12 protein-coding genes are annotated in these 20,996 nt (G+C 39.9%); 1 reads left to right on the top strand and 11 read right to left on the bottom strand.

The window, feature by feature from the left end; all coding sequences use genetic code 11:
* Positions 1-79: 79 nt before the first annotated feature.
* From sprA to ruvB, 5 genes are all read right to left on the bottom strand, one after another.
* Complete coding sequence (gene sprA / locus J8L85_RS06105) at positions 80-7,258, bottom strand: cell surface protein SprA (protein ID WP_211015557.1); 7,179 nt, start codon at positions 7,256-7,258, stop codon at positions 80-82.
* Between the two features lie 5 nt (positions 7,259-7,263).
* Positions 7,264-7,845: a Holliday junction branch migration protein RuvA gene (gene ruvA, locus J8L85_RS06100; RefSeq protein WP_211015555.1), complete on the bottom strand. Its 582-nt coding sequence runs from the start codon at positions 7,843-7,845 to the stop codon at positions 7,264-7,266.
* A 59-nt stretch (positions 7,846-7,904) separates the two neighbouring features.
* The gene (locus tag J8L85_RS06095) at positions 7,905-10,199 is read right to left on the bottom strand and encodes an NADP-dependent malic enzyme (protein ID WP_211015553.1); all 2,295 of its coding nucleotides are present in this window, start codon (positions 10,197-10,199) and stop codon (positions 7,905-7,907) included.
* 150 nt (positions 10,200-10,349) lie between these two features.
* A complete protein-coding gene (gene queG / locus J8L85_RS06090; protein ID WP_211016319.1) occupies positions 10,350-11,273 on the bottom strand; it encodes a tRNA epoxyqueuosine(34) reductase QueG in 924 nt (307 codons plus the stop codon).
* Positions 11,274-11,275: 2 nt separating this feature from the next.
* A complete protein-coding gene (gene ruvB / locus J8L85_RS06085; protein WP_211015550.1) occupies positions 11,276-12,298 on the bottom strand; it encodes a Holliday junction branch migration DNA helicase RuvB in 1,023 nt (340 codons plus the stop codon).
* A 95-nt stretch (positions 12,299-12,393) separates the two neighbouring features.
* On the opposite strand from ruvB, the gene J8L85_RS06080 reads away from it, so the two are divergent.
* Positions 12,394-14,658 carry an acyl-CoA dehydrogenase gene (locus tag J8L85_RS06080; RefSeq protein WP_211015548.1) on the top strand — a complete coding sequence of 755 codons (2,265 nt, stop codon included), beginning with the start codon at positions 12,394-12,396 and terminating at the stop codon, positions 14,656-14,658.
* Here the strand turns inward: J8L85_RS06080 and J8L85_RS06075 are convergent.
* From J8L85_RS06075 to J8L85_RS06050, 6 genes are all read right to left on the bottom strand, one after another.
* Positions 14,655-15,482 (bottom strand): DUF2807 domain-containing protein, encoded by an 828-nt coding sequence (locus J8L85_RS06075; protein WP_247656563.1) that lies wholly within the window; start codon positions 15,480-15,482, stop codon positions 14,655-14,657. The genes J8L85_RS06080 and J8L85_RS06075 overlap by 4 nt on opposite strands.
* 137 nt (positions 15,483-15,619) lie before the next feature.
* Positions 15,620-17,449 (bottom strand): cbb3-type cytochrome c oxidase subunit I, encoded by a 1,830-nt coding sequence (locus J8L85_RS06070; RefSeq protein WP_211015544.1) that lies wholly within the window; start codon positions 17,447-17,449, stop codon positions 15,620-15,622.
* Positions 17,450-17,487: 38 nt separating this feature from the next.
* Positions 17,488-18,549, bottom strand: a complete 1,062-nt coding sequence (locus J8L85_RS06065) for a cytochrome c oxidase subunit II (RefSeq protein WP_211015542.1) — start codon at positions 18,547-18,549, stop codon at positions 17,488-17,490.
* Between the two features lie 31 nt (positions 18,550-18,580).
* Positions 18,581-19,885 carry a quinol:cytochrome C oxidoreductase gene (locus J8L85_RS06060; RefSeq protein WP_211015540.1) on the bottom strand — a complete coding sequence of 435 codons (1,305 nt, stop codon included), beginning with the start codon at positions 19,883-19,885 and terminating at the stop codon, positions 18,581-18,583.
* Positions 19,886-19,902: 17 nt separating this feature from the next.
* Positions 19,903-20,463 (bottom strand): cytochrome c, encoded by a 561-nt coding sequence (locus J8L85_RS06055; RefSeq protein ID WP_211015538.1) that lies wholly within the window; start codon positions 20,461-20,463, stop codon positions 19,903-19,905.
* Between the two features lie 2 nt (positions 20,464-20,465).
* Positions 20,466-20,996: a DUF3341 domain-containing protein gene (locus J8L85_RS06050; protein WP_211015536.1), complete on the bottom strand. Its 531-nt coding sequence runs from the start codon at positions 20,994-20,996 to the stop codon at positions 20,466-20,468.

The raw sequence follows: 20,996 nt of genomic DNA, 5'->3' as shown, positions 1-20,996 counted from the left end.
GTTTTTGATAGAGGCAAATGTAAATTATTCTTGAACGGAATTCAAAAAATATCTTCAACTTATATAAAAATAGATTTTATTAGTTACCAAAGTTATAACGCAGGGTAAATCCGGCATTTATAGTAGTCTGAGGATATGCGGTAGAAACGGCAAATTTTGAGAACGAATGATCGTAGAAAAACAATGCGTTCAATTGTTTGCTCAACGCATAATCCGCCGTAAACTTAATAGACAAAAGGTTTTGACCAGAAGTAACTTGGTTGTTATCCAAATCCAAATACCTAATTATAGTAACATTATCCCTTAAGCTTACATCTGCCTTAAGGTTCAAATCACCTTTTAATCTAGTTTTATTGCCGCCAATATTGGTAACCAACTTTACATCTTTAATACGATACCCCAGACCTACGGTATATTCCTTTCCATTGATCTCCGTCAACAGGTTGTTATCAAAACTTAACGACAACGCCCTATCTGTACGAACTTCCGCCAAAACGCTCAATGAATTTTTCATTTCAAAATCTACGCGCAACAACGGATTAAATTGATCCGTAAGAACCACATTGTTCAATATCAGATCTGGCAATATGTCTCCGTTTTCATCAAATTGCCCATTTTCTTTTTCCAGATTCGTCTGAAATGAATTGATACTATAGGAGGCCCTATAACCATGGCTTAAAGAAAAACGCTTAAATTTCTTTTTAAACCACTTGTTCCTCATAAGCCCCGTATACTTAATATTCCAATTGGGAATCGGAATTTTTCTAAAAGCATCTAAATTTACACGGTTAACATCTTGGCCGGTATATGCCGCAAAAAAAGCAGGCAACAATACCTCTGGTTGGGTTTTGCTATAACGCTGTGGATAACCATCTTCGTCAACTTCGCCTAGAGACTGATACCCCCTATCGGCTTCCAACCTATTGGCAACGGTAATTCTATTTTCTTTAAACTTGGCAAAAGTTTCTGAATCGAACTCGTCACTTTTACCAAAAGCGGTACCGATCATAACAGTAGAAATACTAAAGCTACCATATTGGTTCTGAAGACCGTTTCTATTATCCAACAAAGCCTCTAGATCGTAATTTTCCTGTACACTGCTAGAATACTGCCTATCTGCAGTTAAATCTATGGTGAAATCTTTTGTTGGCTGAGCTGTTGCCGTAATACTCAACTGCTTATTATTTCTCTTTATAAACTGATCGTTAAAATCGGAGTAAGGCGTCAACCAACCATTTTTCGCCGCTTCGTACCGTACATCTGACTGACTACCAAAAATGAACCCAACAGATGGTCTGGTGGTACCGATAAACCCGACCGATTGTGTATACCCTGGCAATACGGTACCATTGTTCTCATTATAGTTTACGTTTACCCTTTTCACCATAGTGGCCACATCAACAAAGGCATTGAACAGTCCACTTGTCTTCGGCTTCACTTTTTCATCTTTACCAGCAGCTACCCCAGCCTTGTCTCTACGTACAGGAGAATTGTTAGCCTTACCGGCAGATTCGCGTTTCTTTAACCCTATCAAATCATAGAATTTTTGCATGGTCAACGAAGCCGTAAGAGCATGTGTATTGGCATTTTGAATGGTATTTATCTGTGCATTGGGGTCATTTAAAGCAACCTGCGCAACCTCAGCCAAGGCATCACCTCCACGTTGCCAATCAAAGTTACTGGTATAACTATACTGTGCGTTTATAAAGTCGAGTGCGGGAATCTTATTAAAGGGTATCTCGTAATTTAACTGCATTTGCTGTGAATGCCTATTTGGTTCACCGATATCAAAGAAACCATCCCAAACATCAAGTGCCTTATTTATGGCATCGGCAGAATTCACAGGTTCATCCTCGTTATAATAATTACGCACAATATTATTGTTAGAACCCGTAAAGTTCAAACGCAACGATTTGGTCAAATTATAATTAACGGCATATTGCCAGTTAAACAAGTAATTACGTTGCTGCAATTCGGGAAGATCTAAACGATCTTCACCCTCTTCGTACACATCCCTAAATCGCTGAGCGTTAAACTGCCTATTTATATTAGAGTTTAAAGATACACTTGCCGGCAGTAGATTTAAGTTCAGGTCTTTCAACCATTTCCAGTATGCACCATTGAAAAGTGAATCTTTTTTGGCAAATGGTGCTACCTCCACCGGGTCAAAACTATGGTTATAGACAAAACCTGTATTTACCGTTTGATCTCTTAGCTCGGCAATTTCAAAATCTCGATGTTCTGTTTCGTTATAGGAATAGTTAAATGTAAAATTCTCTATGTCGTAGAAATTGGCATCGGCTTCCTCTCCCCTATTCTTTCGAACCCCGATCAAGTTAATACTGGTTCTTTTTGTATAATCTTCGGCCTGTTCCTTTATATTGTCCGCGGCCTCTTTGGTAGGAGCTGCCGCAATTAGGTCATCTAATCTTAAATCGTCATAAACAGGATCGAACTCTGGTGTTATCAGTTCTTCGGATACACTATAATTAAATGGCAATTGTATGTTCCACTGTTTAGGCAGTAACTGTCCGGCATTTACATTGGTCACCACATCATAGGAAATGGCATCTTCCATAGACCTTTCGGTAGGTGTTTGATCTATGGTACCAAACCCGGATGTACTGGTGCTACCGGTGGCGGATATGTTAGCAAAATCCGCAATATTGGCATCTAGCGCCCCTGTGGCGGCCCAACCTCCACTATTTTCCAGTCCGGCCAGACGAAGTTCATTGAACCAAACCTCTCCCCTTGCAGGTAAATCATCTTGATTCTTTACCCCGACCATCATACTTCTTATACTTCCTAACGAAGGGTTACCTTTTATACCTATACGAACCCTACCCGGTGTTCTTTCATCAAATTCATTAACCCCGATTACTTCGCCGTTTACCACTTCAAAGAAGCGCATCTCGCTTAAATCATCCCCTTGGATCCATGAAGATTTTACTTTGTTCAGATCACTGAGAGCAATTTCCAACTGATTATCCTCTGGCCAGATTTCGGTATCCGATACCGCTGAAAATGGTGTAAACTGCAAAGGAAGTTCTAGCTGATAGTAATTTTGGGTAAAATCAGTTCCGATTCGCAAGAAACCGACCAAGGGGGTTTCATTGTCCCCATAATCACCGTCGGCTATCTTTTCGGCATGCATGAACATTTTTATTTTCTCGTATTGCCTAATATCAATATTCAAATTTTTATAAACCCCTCTAGAATCTTTAGACTCCAGACCTTCGATCAACAAAGAGAGCGATTGTTCATTTTGCCTAATAATAGTATTGTTATTGTTCAACTGCTCCCTAACAACCCCTGGAGGTAACACATACGGAATCGGAAGTCTACTACTATTTTCCTCAATATTCACAGTGTTCACATCTACCGTTGTTCCATCGTCCGAAGGATCACTGTCAAGGTCCTCGTCTTGCAAATTCTTGGTATAGGTACGCCAGTCTCCCCTCACAAGATCTAAAGTCGCAAAACGCAATACCGTAGGAGAAGAAAAACCGGTCATGTACATACGCATAAAACTAATGGACCTAAAATCTGTAATGCCACCGACGGCATCGGAGAAATCACTTAAAGGAATCTTATACTGGATCCATCTTCTGTTCAACTGATCGCCATTTGGCAATTCTGGCGTTACCCCTTCTTGTATATCGGTTACATATTTATCGTCTATTGTTGTATTGGGCTTAATAGGAATACGGTACTCATAATAACTATTTACCGTATTCATGGTAAGATCACGATCTATATCCTCTACATCGGGTAAAGTGGTAGACCCCCTATTGGTATTTGTCACCTCTACGGGCGAGTTACCTTGCGGGTTATTAAAATCTAAATAACGCTCTAAAATTCCACCATCCCTATTCAAATAATATTGATAGTTATCCAAAGCTGGGTCATCACTTGGATTGGCATCGTAAATAGCCGCCTCGGCCTCATCTGTCAACCCATCAAACCCAAGATCCTGCAACGTTCTGTTTTCTTCACTTGCATCAAAGGCATATACCAAAGATTGGGTGGCGGGCACTTGTCCCCAAGAAGTTTCGGAAACAAAATCATTACTATCTACACCCGGTAAACCATTCTCATATTGCTTTTTACCATCCTTTAATATATCCTCCGATATATTACCTAGGTTAAGCACCAGTTCTCCTGATGTTGTTGCTTCTCCGTCTACATATGGGTCCAATACCCAAAACTGAACAAACTCCACATTTGACTGCTCAAAATCGGTACTACTCAATGACCTCATGATACCTGCCCATTTTTCTTCGGGCTGTTCGGTCTCAAAATTCGGGTTGTTGTTATAAGGCCCTTTTAAATTGGGATAGTATGCTAAATCCAACGTTGACTGTACGGTTGTTTGACCTTGCGCAATATCGGTTTGAGGAAAAACTTCGTCTACATACACCCTACGCGTAGCATTTGTAGACACATCGTTATCGCTGATAGTCGACGGTCTTTGATTGGTGTAGAAAATAGGATCTATGGTATACCATGCAACCTTTGCCCTTCCATAACCATTTTCTAGATTGGTGGGATCGTCTGGAGAACCACCGGCCAATTGCCCCCCTGGCATAAACTCTAAAGGAGTACTCGCCAATGACCAACCTAAATACCCACTGATATCTATCAAGGCTTGCGCCCCTTCAAAATCATCCAAATACGTTGTTGTTTCCCCTTCAAAATCAGCATTTTTAGGAGAATTTGGCTTCAACCATGCCACCTCGGCCCTAAGCGATAAGTTTGAAGGTACATCCGTATCAATGTTCGGCAGTTTGTTCACCATTCTGGTCAACCATGGCACTTCTGTAGAGAAATTACCGTTTAAACCAAAAATGGTATTGTTCACGGGCTCTACCCCATAATTTGATTTTTGTGTCAACGGACGTTCATTAAGATTCAAAAAAGTACCTCCTAAAACAAAGTTCTTGTTCAATTGATGTTCAACGTTAACACCCGCAAAACGTTTTGTTTGTTGCCCGAACACGGCATTGTTTTCTACAGAAATATTGATGGGGGTATTGGAAGCTTCCAAACTTGGATCCAGTATCTGTACTGTTCCGGCTTGATAATTTACCGTATAATCGATACCCTCCTGCAATTGCCTTCCCCCGGCCGTAACAACAACAGAACCCTGTGGCACATTAAAGGCCCCAATAGAAATACCATTGCTACTTTCAGATTTATAACTACCCTTTAATAGAAACTTATTTTTTTCAGATTCTTGTAAAGCTGCAGCTTTGGTAAGGGCATACATATCCCTGAATACATATTTCTTTTGGTTCTCGTTATAGACCGATTCATTATCGTACCCTCCAGAATTTCCGTTTTCCAAAATCTCATAAAGATACTCTCCAAAAGGCTCTACCGTTGTAAAAATTATGCGTCCAGATTGGGTGTCCACAGTTATTCCCGAATAAAAATCAAAGAAACCGTCACCCCCAGGCTGAACATCATTATATATATTTAACCTGTCCAAATTAAACACATCCAGCAGAATTCTTTCTTCCAAACCTTCTGGCCATCCACTACCCGGACCATCGTCAACAGGAGTAATATAATTTCGTGAGGTAGGATCCGAATAGAGAATATTCATCTTAAAGTCGTCCTCACTTAAATTATATGCCCCAGTGGAGTAAATATTCTTCATCATCAAGTCCCAAATAGGGTCATTGATATTCGTTATATTACTTTTTAATAGCTTTAACACCAAAGTATTGTTCTCTACAACGGGGTTAACATCTTGCGACACCGTAGTGGCATCAATTCCCCCATTGGCAAACTCCCCTACCTGAAACACTTCTCCTTGATACGTATATTGATAGGCCACGGCCAACACTTCGTCATTACTTAAACTCTGATTTAAAGAGATATAACCCAATTGAGAATTATATGTATAGTCGGTACCTTCGGTCAGTTTTCTCGCATTCTCCAAGATTGCATAATCAAACCCTTGGTTAAGAGTATAACCAGGGGTGAACTTTGATGCATCGAACCCACTCTCTACAGTAGCTATTTCCCTAATATTTTCTGTCAGGGCGCCTCCACTACCTATTAATGACGGATCAAGGTCATTGGCATTGTTACGCGGTCTTAAATCTCCAGGGTTATTAAAGAAACCAGCGGCATCACCTCCATTTTGACCTATTCTGGTTTTAGAGGCATCCGCTTCCCCCAAATCCTGTAACGCCACAACATTTCTAACATTGAGCGTTTGTTGGGTTCTATTGGTTATCCAAACCTCCAGTCTCGTAATCTGAACTTGGCTTTGTATATACGGATAACTAGATAGGGCTTGATCGTAATTGTCCCTAAAGTATTGTGATAAAAAGAAATGCCTATCTTCATCATAGTCCAGCGCAGTAATATTGAACTCATTTACCGTACCCCCACCTTGGGCTACGACCGTATTGCTTTGCGAACGTTGTTCTGAAAAAACGGCGGTTACTTTTGTTTTTCCGAACTGTAGTTGCGTTTTTACCCCAAATAGGCTTTGCGCACCTTGTATCAAAGAGCTATTTAAGGGCATACTTACATTACCTACTTCAATATTTTGGAGTATATCATCCTCGGTGGGCGTATAATCCAACTTAACAATATTTTGAAAATCGAAAGTGGCCTCCGTATCATAATTCGCGGTCACCTGCAATCTTTCACCAATCTTACCCAACATACTAAGACTAATACGTTGATCAAAATCAAAGGACAAATTGGTTCTATTTCTTGGGGATAAGGAAGGGTTATCGTTCTTCTGCCATATAACACCTAGATCCATGGCTACAGAACCCTGGGGTATTACCTCTATAGTATTGCCCCCAAATATGGATTGAAAGAAGTCGTTATTGACATAAAAGTTGGGCAACAGATTTTTTCTAGCTTCCTCACTACCCGCCTTTTTTCCCGAGTATGCATCCGACTTCTCTTTAAAGTAAGATTTAATACCCTCTTTTTTGATAAGGTCGTAATACTGTTCGGGAGTAAGAATGATAGGATACCCTATATTAAAATCACCTACACTCTCATTATAGATATACCGATCTAGGCCCGGATCATATATATATTTAGACACGATACTATCTGGGTTCTCCAGAACTATCCGTCCTAGATCAAAACCTGTCTTTACCGAGTCAATCTCCTGCTCATCTGTTTCTTGGGCCATGGAATAGTCCATGAAGCCTAAAAAAACAATGAATAGAATATTGTACTTAAAAGAATTTTTAAGAAATCTAAATGCCCCTTGTTTCAAACTTGCTACAAATTTTTGAGCGCTAGTTTTATAATGTTCTCCACGCTTAAAGAGGTGTCTTGGGAAATAACCTTATCAACTACTTTTTCGGCCTGTTTTCTGGCAAACCCTAGAACCTCTAAAGCAGATAACGCTTCATCTTTATTTGTATTGTTTGGAGGGGTCGAAACTTCGTCAATATCATAAATTTTTAGAACCTTATCTCGAAGATCCAAAATAACCCTTTGGGCGGTTTTGGCCCCTATACCTTTTATGGCTTGTATTGCGGGAACATCATCATTTGCTATAGCGTCCCTGATCTGTAGAGGAGACATTGAGGAAAGCATAGTTCTTGCGGTACTAGAACCTATACCCGAAACCGACAACAAAAGACGAAATATTTCGCGTTCCGATTTTTCGGCAAACCCAAAAAGTGTATGGGAATCTTCTTTAATTTGAAGGTGGGTATAAACATGTACCAATTCACTATCTGTCAGTTTCGAAAAAGTATGCAACGATATATTTATAAAATATCCCACACCCCCACATTCTACAATAATGTGGGTGGGGTTTTTCTCTATCAGTTTACCTTTAAGATGGTGAATCATAAAATTAATTTCGTTTAGTTGTGACAACAATGGGAAGGGAGCTAAAATTCTTTTCGAATTTAAGCTCCTCCTTTTGCCTTTTTACGTTTTTCCCTTTCTTGGGCATCTATAACCGCAACGGCCGTCATGTTCACGATCTCATCTACACTTGCCCCCAATTGCATTATATGGACAGCTTTTCTTAGCCCCATCATAATAGGACCAATAGAATCGGCCTTATTCAATTCTTTCAACAATTTATAGGTAATGTTTGCAGATTCCAAATTCGGGAACACCAATGTATTCACTTTTCTCCCCGCCAATCTAGAAAAAGGGAAATTACTTTCATGCAACTCTCTGTTTAGGGCAAAATCGGTTTGGATTTCACCATCTACTACCAATTCTGGATTAACCTCATGCAGAATCTCAACAGCTTTTCTAACTTTTACTGCATGGGGGTGTGATGATGACCCAAAATTAGCATAGCTCAAAAGAGCGATTACGGGATCAAAACCAAAGGTAGAAGCAACATTGGCCGTCATCTGGGCTATTTCTGCTATTTCTTCAGCATTGGGGTCGATATTAATAGAGGTATCGGCCAAGAACAATGGCCCTCTTTCGGTGATCATTATATTCACCGTCGCTACCTTTTTAACCCCATTAGCCCTTCCAATTACTTCCAAAATAGGTTTTACAACCGTTGGATAAGCTCGTGAGTAGCCAGATATCATACCATCCGCGTCACCTTCCATAACCATCATCGCACCAAAATAATTACGCTCGCGCATTTTTATTTTAGCACTGTACAAAGTAGTTCCTTTACGTTTTCTACTTTCCCAATATTTGGTTGCATATCTAATATGCCTTTCATCAAAATCTCCCGACAAAGGATCTACTATGGGGATATCGGCATCAAATTCCAACTCTTTCTTAAGTTCCAATATAATGTCCTTTCTTCCCAACAAAATAGGCTCGGCAATACCTTCTTCGTATACTATTTGAGCGGCTTTAAGAACATCTAAATGGTCGGCTTCCGCAAATACGATACGCTTGGTATTGGAACGCGCCCTACTATGCAGCAATCGCACGACCTTATTGTCGTTGCCCGAACGCAACATCAATTCCTCCCTATACTTGTCCCAATCCTCTATCGGAAGTTTTGCCACACCGCTATCCATTGCGGCCTTTGCCACTGCTGGCGGTATCTCATAGATCAAACGCTGATCAAAAGGTTTTGGAATAATATAATCTCTACCAAAGGTAAGCCTTGTTTCTCCGTAAGCGATGTTCACCTGTTCAGGTACAGGTTGTTTTGTTAGCTCTGCAAGCGCCTTAACGGCCGCCATTTTCATCTCTTCGTTGATAGATGTAGCCCGTACATCCAGAGCTCCCCTAAAAATAAATGGAAAACCGAGCACATTATTTACCTGGTTAGGATGATCTGACCTACCGGTGGCCATGATAATATCCTTACGGGTAGCGATGGCTGTTTCGTAACTTATCTCGGGATCAGGATTGGCCATTGCAAATACAATGGGATTATCGGCCATTGACTTCAACATCTCTGGCGTAACTATATTGGCCACAGAAAGACCTATAAACACATCTGCACCGTCTAAAGCTTCTTCCAATGTATCTATTTTCCGATCTGTAGCAAATTCAAGTTTGGAAGCCGACAAATTTTCTGCATCCTTTCTTATAACACCTTTACTATCCAGCATTACAATATTCTCTGCCTTCGCCCCAAAAGCCTTGTACAACTTTGTACAGGAAACAGCTGCGGCACCGGCCCCACTAACCACGATTTTTACATCCTCTATCTTTTTATCGGCCAATTCGAGGGCATTTAAAAATGCCGCTGCAGAAATTATGGCCGTTCCGTGCTGATCATCGTGCATCACGGGAATATCAAGTTCTTCTTTTAACCTTCTTTCTATCTCAAAGGCTTCGGGTGCTTTTATATCCTCAAGATTAATTCCCCCGAAAGTAGGGGCTATCATTTTTACGGTTTCTATAAACTTGTCCACATCTTCGGTATCTACCTCAATATCGATACCGTCTATATCTGCAAAAATCTTGAACAACAAACCTTTACCTTCCATCACGGGCTTAGAAGCTTCTGGCCCAATATTACCAAGACCCAACACCGCAGTACCATTAGATATTATGGCCACCATGTTTCCTTTAGAGGTGTATTTATATGCATTGTCCTTATCCTTTGCTATCTCCAAACAAGGCTCGGCAACACCTGGCGAGTATGCCAGACCAAGATCTCTTTGTGTACTATATGGCTTGGTAGGAACAATTTTTATTTTTCCAGGCTGTGGTTTTGCATGGTATACAAGGGCTTCTCTTCTTTGCTTTTCATTGCTCATATTCTCAAGTTTAAGGAAACAAATTTAACCGTATTCCTGAAAACACAATTAAAAGATCAAAGTTTTATCCAAAGAAATTACGTGTTCCAACAAAAATATCGAACCAAAGGCAACATAGATATTGTTATGACACACGGGGCGACTCCCCAATCATTTTTTTAAGAATTCTATATTACGGGTAAGACCAGAAAATTTGGTTCTTTTTACAGCGGATTTTTTGAACACTTTTCTAAAGACCTCCTCGGTAATTTCTTCCCAATCACTTTTTGTCATCGAGAGCAGCTCTGGAACGGGTTGTAACAAAGGTTCTTGATGTGGCTTCGAAAATCTGTTCCACGGACACACATCTTGACATACGTCGCAACCGAACATCCAATCATCGAATTTACCTTGAAATTCATCCGGGATCTCATTCTTTAACTCTATGGTAAAATACGAAATACACTTACTGCCATCCACTACGTAAGGTTCCACAATGGCCTGTGTTGGGCAAGCATCTATACAAGCAGTACAAGTACCGCAGTGATCGGTAACCGTATGATCGTATTCAAATTCCAAATCCACTATTAGTTCTGCAATGAAGTAGAAAGACCCTACTTGTTGCGTCAACAAATTGCTGTTTTTACCGATCCAGCCCAATCCACTTTTTGCAGCCCACGCCTTATCCAAAACAGGAGCGGAATCTACAAAGGCGCGACCATTGACCTCTCCGATTTCGTTTGAGATAAACTCTTGCAGCTGCCGTAATTTGGCCTTTATGACATGATGGTAATCTTGGCCGTAAGCATATTTAGAGATTTTATAACTTTCCCCAACCTGTTCTTTTTCTGGGTAGTAGTTTAATAACAACGAAATAACGGACTTGGCGCCATCCACCAACAAACGCGGATCCAAACGTTTATCGAAATGGTTTTCCATATACCCCATTTCTCCATGCATTTCTTTTTTGAGCCATTTCTCCAGCCTTGGAGCTTCTTCTTCCAAAAACTCCGCCTTGGATATGCCACATGATAAAAAACCGAGGCGTTTTGCTTCGGTTTTAACAAGGTTCGTCCATTTTATCTTTTTGGAAATACTCAAAACAATCCCGGTTGTATTCCTCCTTTTACCCTGCCTAAATGTTTATAGGCCAACTCTGTTACTTCTCGCCCCCTAGGAGTACGCATAATAAAACCTTGCTGGATCAAAAACGGTTCGTAAACCTCCTCTATAGTCTCGGCGCTTTCCGAAACGGCCGTAGCCAACGTTGTTATACCTACCGGACCGCCTTTAAACTTATCTATTATCGTAGAAAGTATTTTATTGTCCATCTCATCAAGGCCATGTGCATCCACGTTCAACGCCTTAAGGGCAAATTTTGAAATTTCTATATCTATAGACCCGTTCCCTTTTATCTGAGCAAAATCACGGACCCTTCTTAACAACGCATTACAAATTCTCGGGGTTCCCCTACTTCTACCGGCAATTTCTATAGAGGCCTCATTGGTAATAGGCACTTTTAAAATATCGGCACTACGCTGCACAATGGTAGAAAGCAATTCTGTATCATAATATTGCAATCGGCTCTGTATTCCGAATCGCGCTCGCATAGGGGCGGTCAATAGACCTGACCTCGTTGTAGCCCCGATCAGGGTAAACGGATTAAGGTTGATCTGAACCGTTCTGGCATTCGGACCGGTCTCTATCATTATATCGATCTTATAATCCTCCATGGCCGAATAAAGGTATTCTTCCACTATCGGACTAAGCCTATGGATCTCATCGATGAACAAAACATCCCGTTCGTCCAAATTGGTCAAAAGTCCCGCCAAATCTCCCGGCTTATCCAACACGGGTCCTGAGGTAATTTTGATACCCACCCCTAATTCATTGGCCAAAATATTTGCCAAGGTAGTTTTTCCAAGACCTGGAGGGCCATGAAATAGTGTGTGGTCCAATGCCTCCCCTCTTTGGTTGGCCGCTTCAACAAACACCTTTAAATTTTCCAAAACCTGCTCTTGACCTGTGAAATCGTCAAAGCTAACAGGCCTCAGCGCTTTCTCAATATCAAGCTCAGCATCGGAAAAACCTTCTGTGGATGGATCTAGATACTCATTCATATACTAACAAAGATAGGTAAACACACGTAATTTATTTTCACTCTCCACACGGTTTATCCCATAATTCTTCTGATATAAATTCGTAATTTCAAATAATGAAAAAGTATACATATACCGTCGGAATTCTACAATACATTCCTTTTTTTTATGTCATCTGGTCAGATGATCTAGTTTCCGCCTCTGAAGTGAACGTTGTAGAAAAGGCCATTCAACTAGACCCTAGTTTAAACGATCAAGAAAAACAATTATTAAAATCTTGGTTGATCGCAGACCGTCCACCCACAAATAACGAGTTTAAGAAATGGAAGCAAACCATATACAACTCACATGCAAAATTAGTGGAAAGCGAAACATACCCTTTATCCACTTTTAGTCAAAACGTAGCTACCCATTATTATGGCAATTGCGACTTTAACAACCATTTAAAGCACATTGAAATCAACCTTGGTATACAGCCCAATCACTACAACCACCTGTTCGAGGTAGAAGTAGACCACAGCCCATCGTCGGACCTATATAGTTCAGAGGAAATATCGACACTTCTAAAAGGGGAACACTCCGAGGTTCTACATAATTTTCAAGAACTATTAAAAGACCCTATTTTCAAATGGGACATTTATAGAGACAAAGAGAATTACAGACAAAATGTTTTGCGACAGGTTGTTTTTTTAGCCGAACATGGTTATGGGGCCATGGCATACCCAAAGGCTTATGGGGGCACGGACAATATGAGGGGCTATGCATCAATTTTCGAAAACTTGATGTTTGTCGACGGAAGCCTTGCCATAAAATTCGGCGTTCAATTTGGTCTCTTCGGCGGTAGTATTCAAAAATTAGGCACGAAACCACATCATGACAAGTATCTAATTGAAGCAGGACAAGCCAATCTATTGGGATGTTTTGCCATGACCGAAACCGGACATGGATCTAATGTCAGAGGAATAAAAACTACGGCCACTTACGATAAAAAAACCGACACCATAACCATTCATACCCCGGGAAAGAACGATAACAAAGAATATATAGGCAATGCCCTACATTCTAAAATTGCAACCGTTTTTGCCCAACTCATAGTAAACGGAAAAAACGAGGGGGTACATGCAATTTTAGTTCCCCTAAGAAATGAAGACCACGAAGTACTAGAAGGAATTAAAATTGAGGACAACGGATACAAATTAGGACTGAATGGCGTAGATAACGGAAAAATATGGTTCAACCAAGTTAAAGTTCCCCGTACCAACCTATTGAACAAGTATGGCTCCATTATGGACGACGGCACATACGCTTCAGAAATTAAAAACCCCAATAAACGCTTTTTTACAATGTTGGGCACATTGGTAGGTGGTCGTATCTGTGTGGCAAGGGCAGGACTTGGCGGTGCTAAAATGGCTTTGACCATTGCCATAAAACACGCCTTGAAAAGAAGACAGTTCAATGACAGCGTAAAAATACAGGAAGATCTGTTGATGGATTACCCGACTCATCAACTACGCCTTATCCCCTTAATAGCGAGTGCTTATGTTTACCATGCCACCTTAGAAAAAATGATGTCGGTTTATTGTGATGAAACCCAACCGGACAAACGCAAGGTAGAAACACAAGTGGCAGGTTTAAAATCTATAATAACTTGGTACGCAAATGACACTATTCAAGAATGTCGTGAAGCATGCGGAGGAAAAGGTTATTTGCTAGAAAACCGTATTGCCGACCTTAAGGGCGACGTAGATATATTTACCACTTTTGAAGGAGACAATAACGTATTGCTTCAATTGGCGGCAAAGGGAGTTTTGTCGGATTTTAAATCAGAATTCAATAGCGCCGGCTTTTCTTCAGTGTTGAAAATCCTCAGCCAGCAACTAAGCGACAAGCTAGCCACCGTAAACCCTTTATATTCGAATAAAATTGACCCAGAACATCTTTACGATCCTAAATTTCACAAACATGCCTTTGAATACAGAACACGTCGCCTTACGTATACACTGGCCATGAGAATTAGGGATTACATCAAAAAAGGGATACCGTCTTACCAAGCTTTCTTAAAAGTACAGACGCATTTACTTGCACTGGGCAAAGCATATAGCATACAACTCGCCTATTCCACTTATATGGATTTTATAGAGAACATTGCCGACGATAAAACCAAATTACTATTTCAAAAGTTAGGAAACCTATATGCGCTATCAGAAATAAGAAAAGATGCCTCATGGTACCTTGAACAGGGGTATATAGGCAGCACAAAATCGAAAGCAATCAGGCAGCGTGTAGAAAGACTATGCACAGAACTTAGGCCACATGTGAATGTATTGGTAAATGGTTTCGACATACCCGAACATTGTATGACCGCCCCGATAGCCTCTTAGTTCTTTTCCTTATCCAATTGTGATGTATCTAAAAAGTCTATGATATTAATCTTTGGATTACCGTACAGACTAGTTTTTGCAGAACCCCTTGACGATAACTGAAAGTCTTCTAATACATTTACCTTGGCCTGAGGAGAATCCTCCATAATAAGCATTGTGGACTTGGCCTCGAGCATTTCTGCCTTAAGGTTGGTATTACCATACAATTTTGCCATCAAAAAGTCAGTAGCCCCTTCCATTTTGGCCGAAGCGTTCTTATACATATACACAGAGCTATTTGCCACAGTCGTGTACACCTTTACATCTATACGATCTTTTAAGGTCATAACCAATGAATCACTGGCTACATTGAAATCTCCAGAACTAATACCATCCATATTTATATTAATAACATCGGCAGTGGCATTAAGTTCTAATCGTGAGGGGCCAGAGGTATGCACATCCAACTGTTCTCCAGATATAACATCTTTCATACTAATTTCCCCATTGCTCATAGACAAGGCCGCCAGTTCGGTATAATAAACGGTTATATTCAACTTTTTCTTAGAGGTAATATTATAAAATGAAGATATTTTTAATGTATTGTCCTCTACTTTAAACTTCAATACATCTATCAAATTATCGTCTATTTCTAAAGCATAGCCCTCTTTGTTGGCCTTTTCCAACACCACTTCTAAATCATCCGCAAGATCAATAGCATAAAAGGGTGGCAGTTCTTCCTTAACCTCTACAACATTCTTATTTCCTTTTATTTTAGGTTTTCTTTGGGCAAAACTTTGTAATCCAATAAACAATGTAAGACCCAGAATCAATATATTTTTCATTCTCATTTCATTAAAGTGTAGTGTTCTAAACAATAAATCAAAGATATTACAAATTAGAACAACGTGATTTTAAACATAACAGCAAAAAAAATGCCCAACTATGTAAGTTGGGCATTTTTTACAAATATTATTCTGAACTAGTGTTGAAGTTCCTCTTCTCCGTCAAACAGAGGAGTATGCTGTTGTATATAATCCTGCTCTGGAATAATATACTCATTGTTTTCATCAACTTTACTGTAATCATACGCCCATCTGTGTACTTCAGGAATAGCACCAGGCCAGTTTCCGTGAATATGCTCTTCTGGGGTTGTCCATTCCAATGTGGTTGCCTTCCAAGGGTTTTGTCCTCCTTTTTTTCCGTAAAAAATACTTCTTATAAAATTAAAGGCAAAGAACAATTGTGCGCCGGCAGTGATAATAGCAAACACCGTCATTAACACCTGAACATCGGTAAGCTCATCGAACATTGGAAATGCCGTGTTCTCGTAATACCTTCTTGGAACACCGGCCATACCCACAAAATGCATTGGGAAGAAAATTCCATAAGAACCTATAGCTGTAATCCAAAAGTGTACATACCCTAAGTTTTTGTTCATCATTCTACCATGGAACATTTTAGGGAACCAGTGGTAAATTCCAGCGAACATTCCGTAGAGTGCCGAGATACCCATTACCAAATGGAAGTGAGCTACTACAAAATACGTATCATGAACGTTAATATCCAAAGTACTGTCTCCAAGTATAATTCCCGTAAGACCACCTGTTATAAAGGTAGATACCATACCAATAGAGAACAACATACCCGGGTTCATTTGCAGGTTACCCTTCCATAATGTGGTAATCCAGTTAAAAGCTTTTACCGCCGATGGTATTGCGATCAACAAGGTTGTAAATGTAAACACAGACCCTAAAAATGGATTCATACCGGATACGAACATATGGTGACCCCAAACTATCGTAGATAAAAATGCAATCGCCAATATAGAAGCGATCATTGCCCTGTAACCAAAAATTGGTTTTCTAGCATTTACCGCCATGACTTCGGATACGATACCCATAGCCGGTAGAATTACAATATAAACCTCAGGGTGACCCAAGAACCAGAACAAATGCTCATATAGTACCGGTGAACCACCTTGATAGTGTAATACCTCACCTTGAATAAATATATCTGACAAAAAGAACGATGTACCAAAACTTCTATCCATTATCAACAACAATGCTGCAGATAATAAAACAGGGAAAGAAACAACACCGATAATGGCTGTTACAAAAAACGCCCAAATAGTCAATGGAAGTCTAGTCATAGACATCCCTTTAGTTCTTAAGTTTATTACGGTAGTGATATAGTTCAACGAACCTAAAAGCGATGAAGCAATAAATATTGCCATTGAAACCAACCATAATGTCATCCCCATTCCTGAACCTGGCTGCGCCATCGGTAAGGCACTTAATGGTGGATAGACCGTCCATCCGGCTGCTGCCGGACCTGCTTCTACGAACAAAGAGATAATCATTATAACACTAGACACAAAGAACATCCAGTAAGAAACCATGTTCATAAAACCAGAGGCCATATCCCTAGCACCGATCTGTAATGGAATTAACAGGTTACTGAAAGTACCACTCAATCCTTGGGTAAGTACAAAAAACACCATCAAAGTACCGTGTATGGTAACCAATGCAAGATACACATCGGCATCCATAACCCCATCAGGAGCCCATTTACCCAACAAAGCCCCAAAAATGGCATTTGATTCACCTGGCCAAGCCAATTGCATTCTAAACAATAATGACATGGCAATACCAATAACCCCCATGATCAAACCAGTAATCAAGTACTGCTTTGAAATCATTTTATGGTCTTGGCTAAAGATATATTTTGTTACAAAGGTTTCTTTATGATGATGTCCATGATCATCATGTGAGTGATCATCTACCTGTGCATGTGCTGTTGCTAATGACATAATCGAATTTCGTTTTTTTTAATTTCTTTTTCTGCTTATTACTGAGCGCTTGCCATCACCGTATTCTTGAATGTCTGTTGGCTAGCCATCCATTCATTAAACTCTTCTTCGGTCTCTACAATGATCTTCATCTGCATATTGTAATGAGACTTACCACAAATTTTGTTACACAACAAAACATAATCAAACTCCCATGGATCAATTGTTTCTCCACTTTCGGCAGCTTTTTCCGCTCTAAGTTTATTGGTACGCTTTACTTTTTCGGCAACATCCGGATTTTGCCTCATTTCTTCTGTGGTATAGATTGGAGTAAAAGAAAACTCCGTTATCATACCTGGAACACAATTCATTTGAGCCCTAAAATGAGGCATATAGGCAGAATGCAAAACATCTTGGCTTCGCATCTTAAAATTGACCTTTCTACCAACAGGCAAGTGAAGTTCCTTTACGATAACATCATCGTGTGCGTAAGTATCGGATTCATCCAAACCTAAAACATTGGCTTTGTCAATATCTATCATTCTAACATTGGCATTTCCCAAGGTATTATCGGCACCGGCATATCTAGCGGTCCAATTAAACTGTTGTGCATAAAGCTCAACAACCAAAGGATCGTCCTCATCATTAACATCCATAATATTGGTCCACGAATAAAGTCCCCATAAAATAAGACCTGCCAAAACAATTACAGGTATAATGGTCCAAATAAACTCCAATCGATCATTGTCTGCATAGAACAATGCCCTTTTTCCTTTTTCACCTCTATATTTAAAACCAAAATAATGTAAAAGAGCTTGCGTAATCGTCTGTACAAAAAAGATGATGGCCATTGAAACCAACATCAATTTATCATACTGACCACCGTGCTCAGAAGCAGCTTCTGGCAATAAGGCCTTACCATAGTTATAAAAACTAAATATAGTTATACCATAAATAAAGATCAGAAATGCGAACAACAGATAACCGTTATACTTGTTATCCTTATCGGTTGCTATTTCAGAAACATCTGTTTTAAGCTGTGACAATTCAAATATTTTGGTCATTTGCCAAATAGCAATTGCCACGAGAACTAAAACAGCTAAAGTCAATAATGTAGTCATTGTATGATTTGATATTATACTTTAAAACTCACTAATAATGGAAGTGCTTACTTTCCTCAATAAAAGGATTTCTCTTAGGCTGTAATGGTGCCGTAGCAAGAGCCCTAAAGACCCAGAAAATAAAGAAACCTGCAAAAAACAATACAGAACTTATCTCTGACAATCCTATATACCATTGGTCACCTACCGTTGCAGGCATAATGGCATTAAATATATCTAAATAATGACCCGCCAAAATAACGATACCGGCCAACACGACGAACCAATTTACCCGTTTAAAATCACTATTCATCAATAATAATAGCGGGAACACGAAATTCATGGCTATCATACCAAAGAACGGAAGTTTATAATCCTCGATCCTGGTCACATAATAAGTTACCTCTTCAGGTATATTAGAATACCATATTAACATGAACTGCGAGAACCATAGGTACGTCCAAAAAATACTGATACCGAACATAAACTTGGCCAAATCATGTATATGACTATCATTTACATCTGGCAACAAGCCTTTTGATTTCAAATAAATGGTCACCATTGCAATAACGGTTATACCAGATACGAACATACTGGCAAAAATATACCATCCGAACAAGGTACTGAACCAATGTGGATCAACACTCATAATCCAGTCCCAAGACATAATAGATTCAGATATAAGGTAAAACACCAAGAAGGCCGCAGATATTCTAAAGTTCAACACAAACTTAGAGTTATCAGAAGATTCATCTTGTTGTAATGACAACTTTCTAGAATACTCACGATACGCTATCCATCCTCCTAAGAAAACCGCTGCGCGTATTAAGAAAAATGTTGGATTTAAATATCCTGATTTACCCTGCAACAGCGCATCATGGGCCACTACATCAGAATCCATCCATACAAAAAGATGGTTCATATGCAGTACCGAAAGAAGCAGGATAACAAATACTATTATCCCCCCTGGAACCAAATAGGCCGTAATACCTTCCATCACCCTAAACAACAAGGGAGACCAGCCAGCCTGTGCCGCTCGTTGTATAGCATAAAAAGCAAGTACGCCCAAAGCTATCATCATAAAAAAGAATGCCGCCACATAAAGTGCCGCCCAAGGTTTATTTTGTAATTGATGTAATAAATGCTCATCATGGGCTGCGTCGTGTCCATCGCCATGCTCCACTACTGCAGCATGTGCATCTGCAGATTCACCGTGACCACCATCATGACTAGCTACCATAGCTTTTGCTTCCTCTACAGTTCCGGGCGCCATGACAAAACCACCTATTATACCCAACAGCCCAACTGCCATTAGAATAATGGAACCTATCTTAAGTCTATTTGAAAACGTATACATAGTATTGTCTACCTAAATTATTTGGTTAAATCTTCTTTGAGCTTCATTACATATTCGGCCACTTGCCACATCTCTGTATTGTTCATCTGAGATGCGTAAGACCCCATAGAATTCAATCCATATATTTGAGTATGATAAGCAGTTCCAACAGTAATATCACGAGCAGGGTCAGCATAACTAGGTACACCTAATATTTTCTCCCGTTTTACCAAAGTACCTTGGCCATCTCCTTTTGAACCATGACAAATAGCACAATAAATATTGTACAACTCTGCACCTTTGGCCAAGTTTTCATCACGTGCCATAGAATCTAACGGACTCGTATTCAACCTAGCTAATTCTTTACCTTCTGGAGTATTTTCGAACTCGTAAGGCAACCAACCTCTATTAACTGTATTCGCGGGTGGCGCCATAGCCTCTTGACCTGCGGGTAAAAAATCTACCTCGCCATAAGCCTCATAGCCTACAGGCTCATACATGTTTGGCATATATTGGTAATTGGGCTTGTTTTTATCATGACAAGCACTCACCACCACCAATAAACATATTACAACTCCTATTTTAATAAAACTGTTCATATTTAATGACTGTTTTTTTCTGATATATTAATCTCCACAGCTCCAGTATCGGCCAATAAATCCTTCAATTCTTGCTCGTTGTCATGGATCTCTATCTCCATTAAAAAGTGATCATCGGTTGTTCTTACATCCGGATTTTCAGCTTTTTTAAAAGGCCACAACCTACTTCTAAGGTAAAAGGTAATCACCATTAAGTGAGCTGCAAAAAACACGGTAAGCTCAAACATAATAGGAACAAAGGCCGGCATATTCTCCAAGTAACTAAAACTTGGTTTACCACCGATATCCTGAGGCCAATCCTCGATCATGATATAGTTCATCATAACCACTGCGACCGTTAAGCCCACACAACCATACAAGAAAGACGTAATCGCAATTCTTGTAGGGGCCAAGCCCATAGCCTTATCCAAACCGTGAACCGGAAAGGGACAATAAACCTCTTCAATATGATGTTTGGCTGCCTTTACCTTCTTTACGGCATGCATCAGCACGTCATCATCATTATAAAACGCTTGTATAACTTTAGATGCCAT

Origin of the sequence: Maribacter sp. MMG018 (genome assembly GCF_018100785.1) — a bacterium.
Taxonomy (GTDB): Bacteria; Bacteroidota; Bacteroidia; order Flavobacteriales; family Flavobacteriaceae; genus Maribacter.
This window is presented reverse-complemented; position numbering and strand designations above follow the sequence as displayed.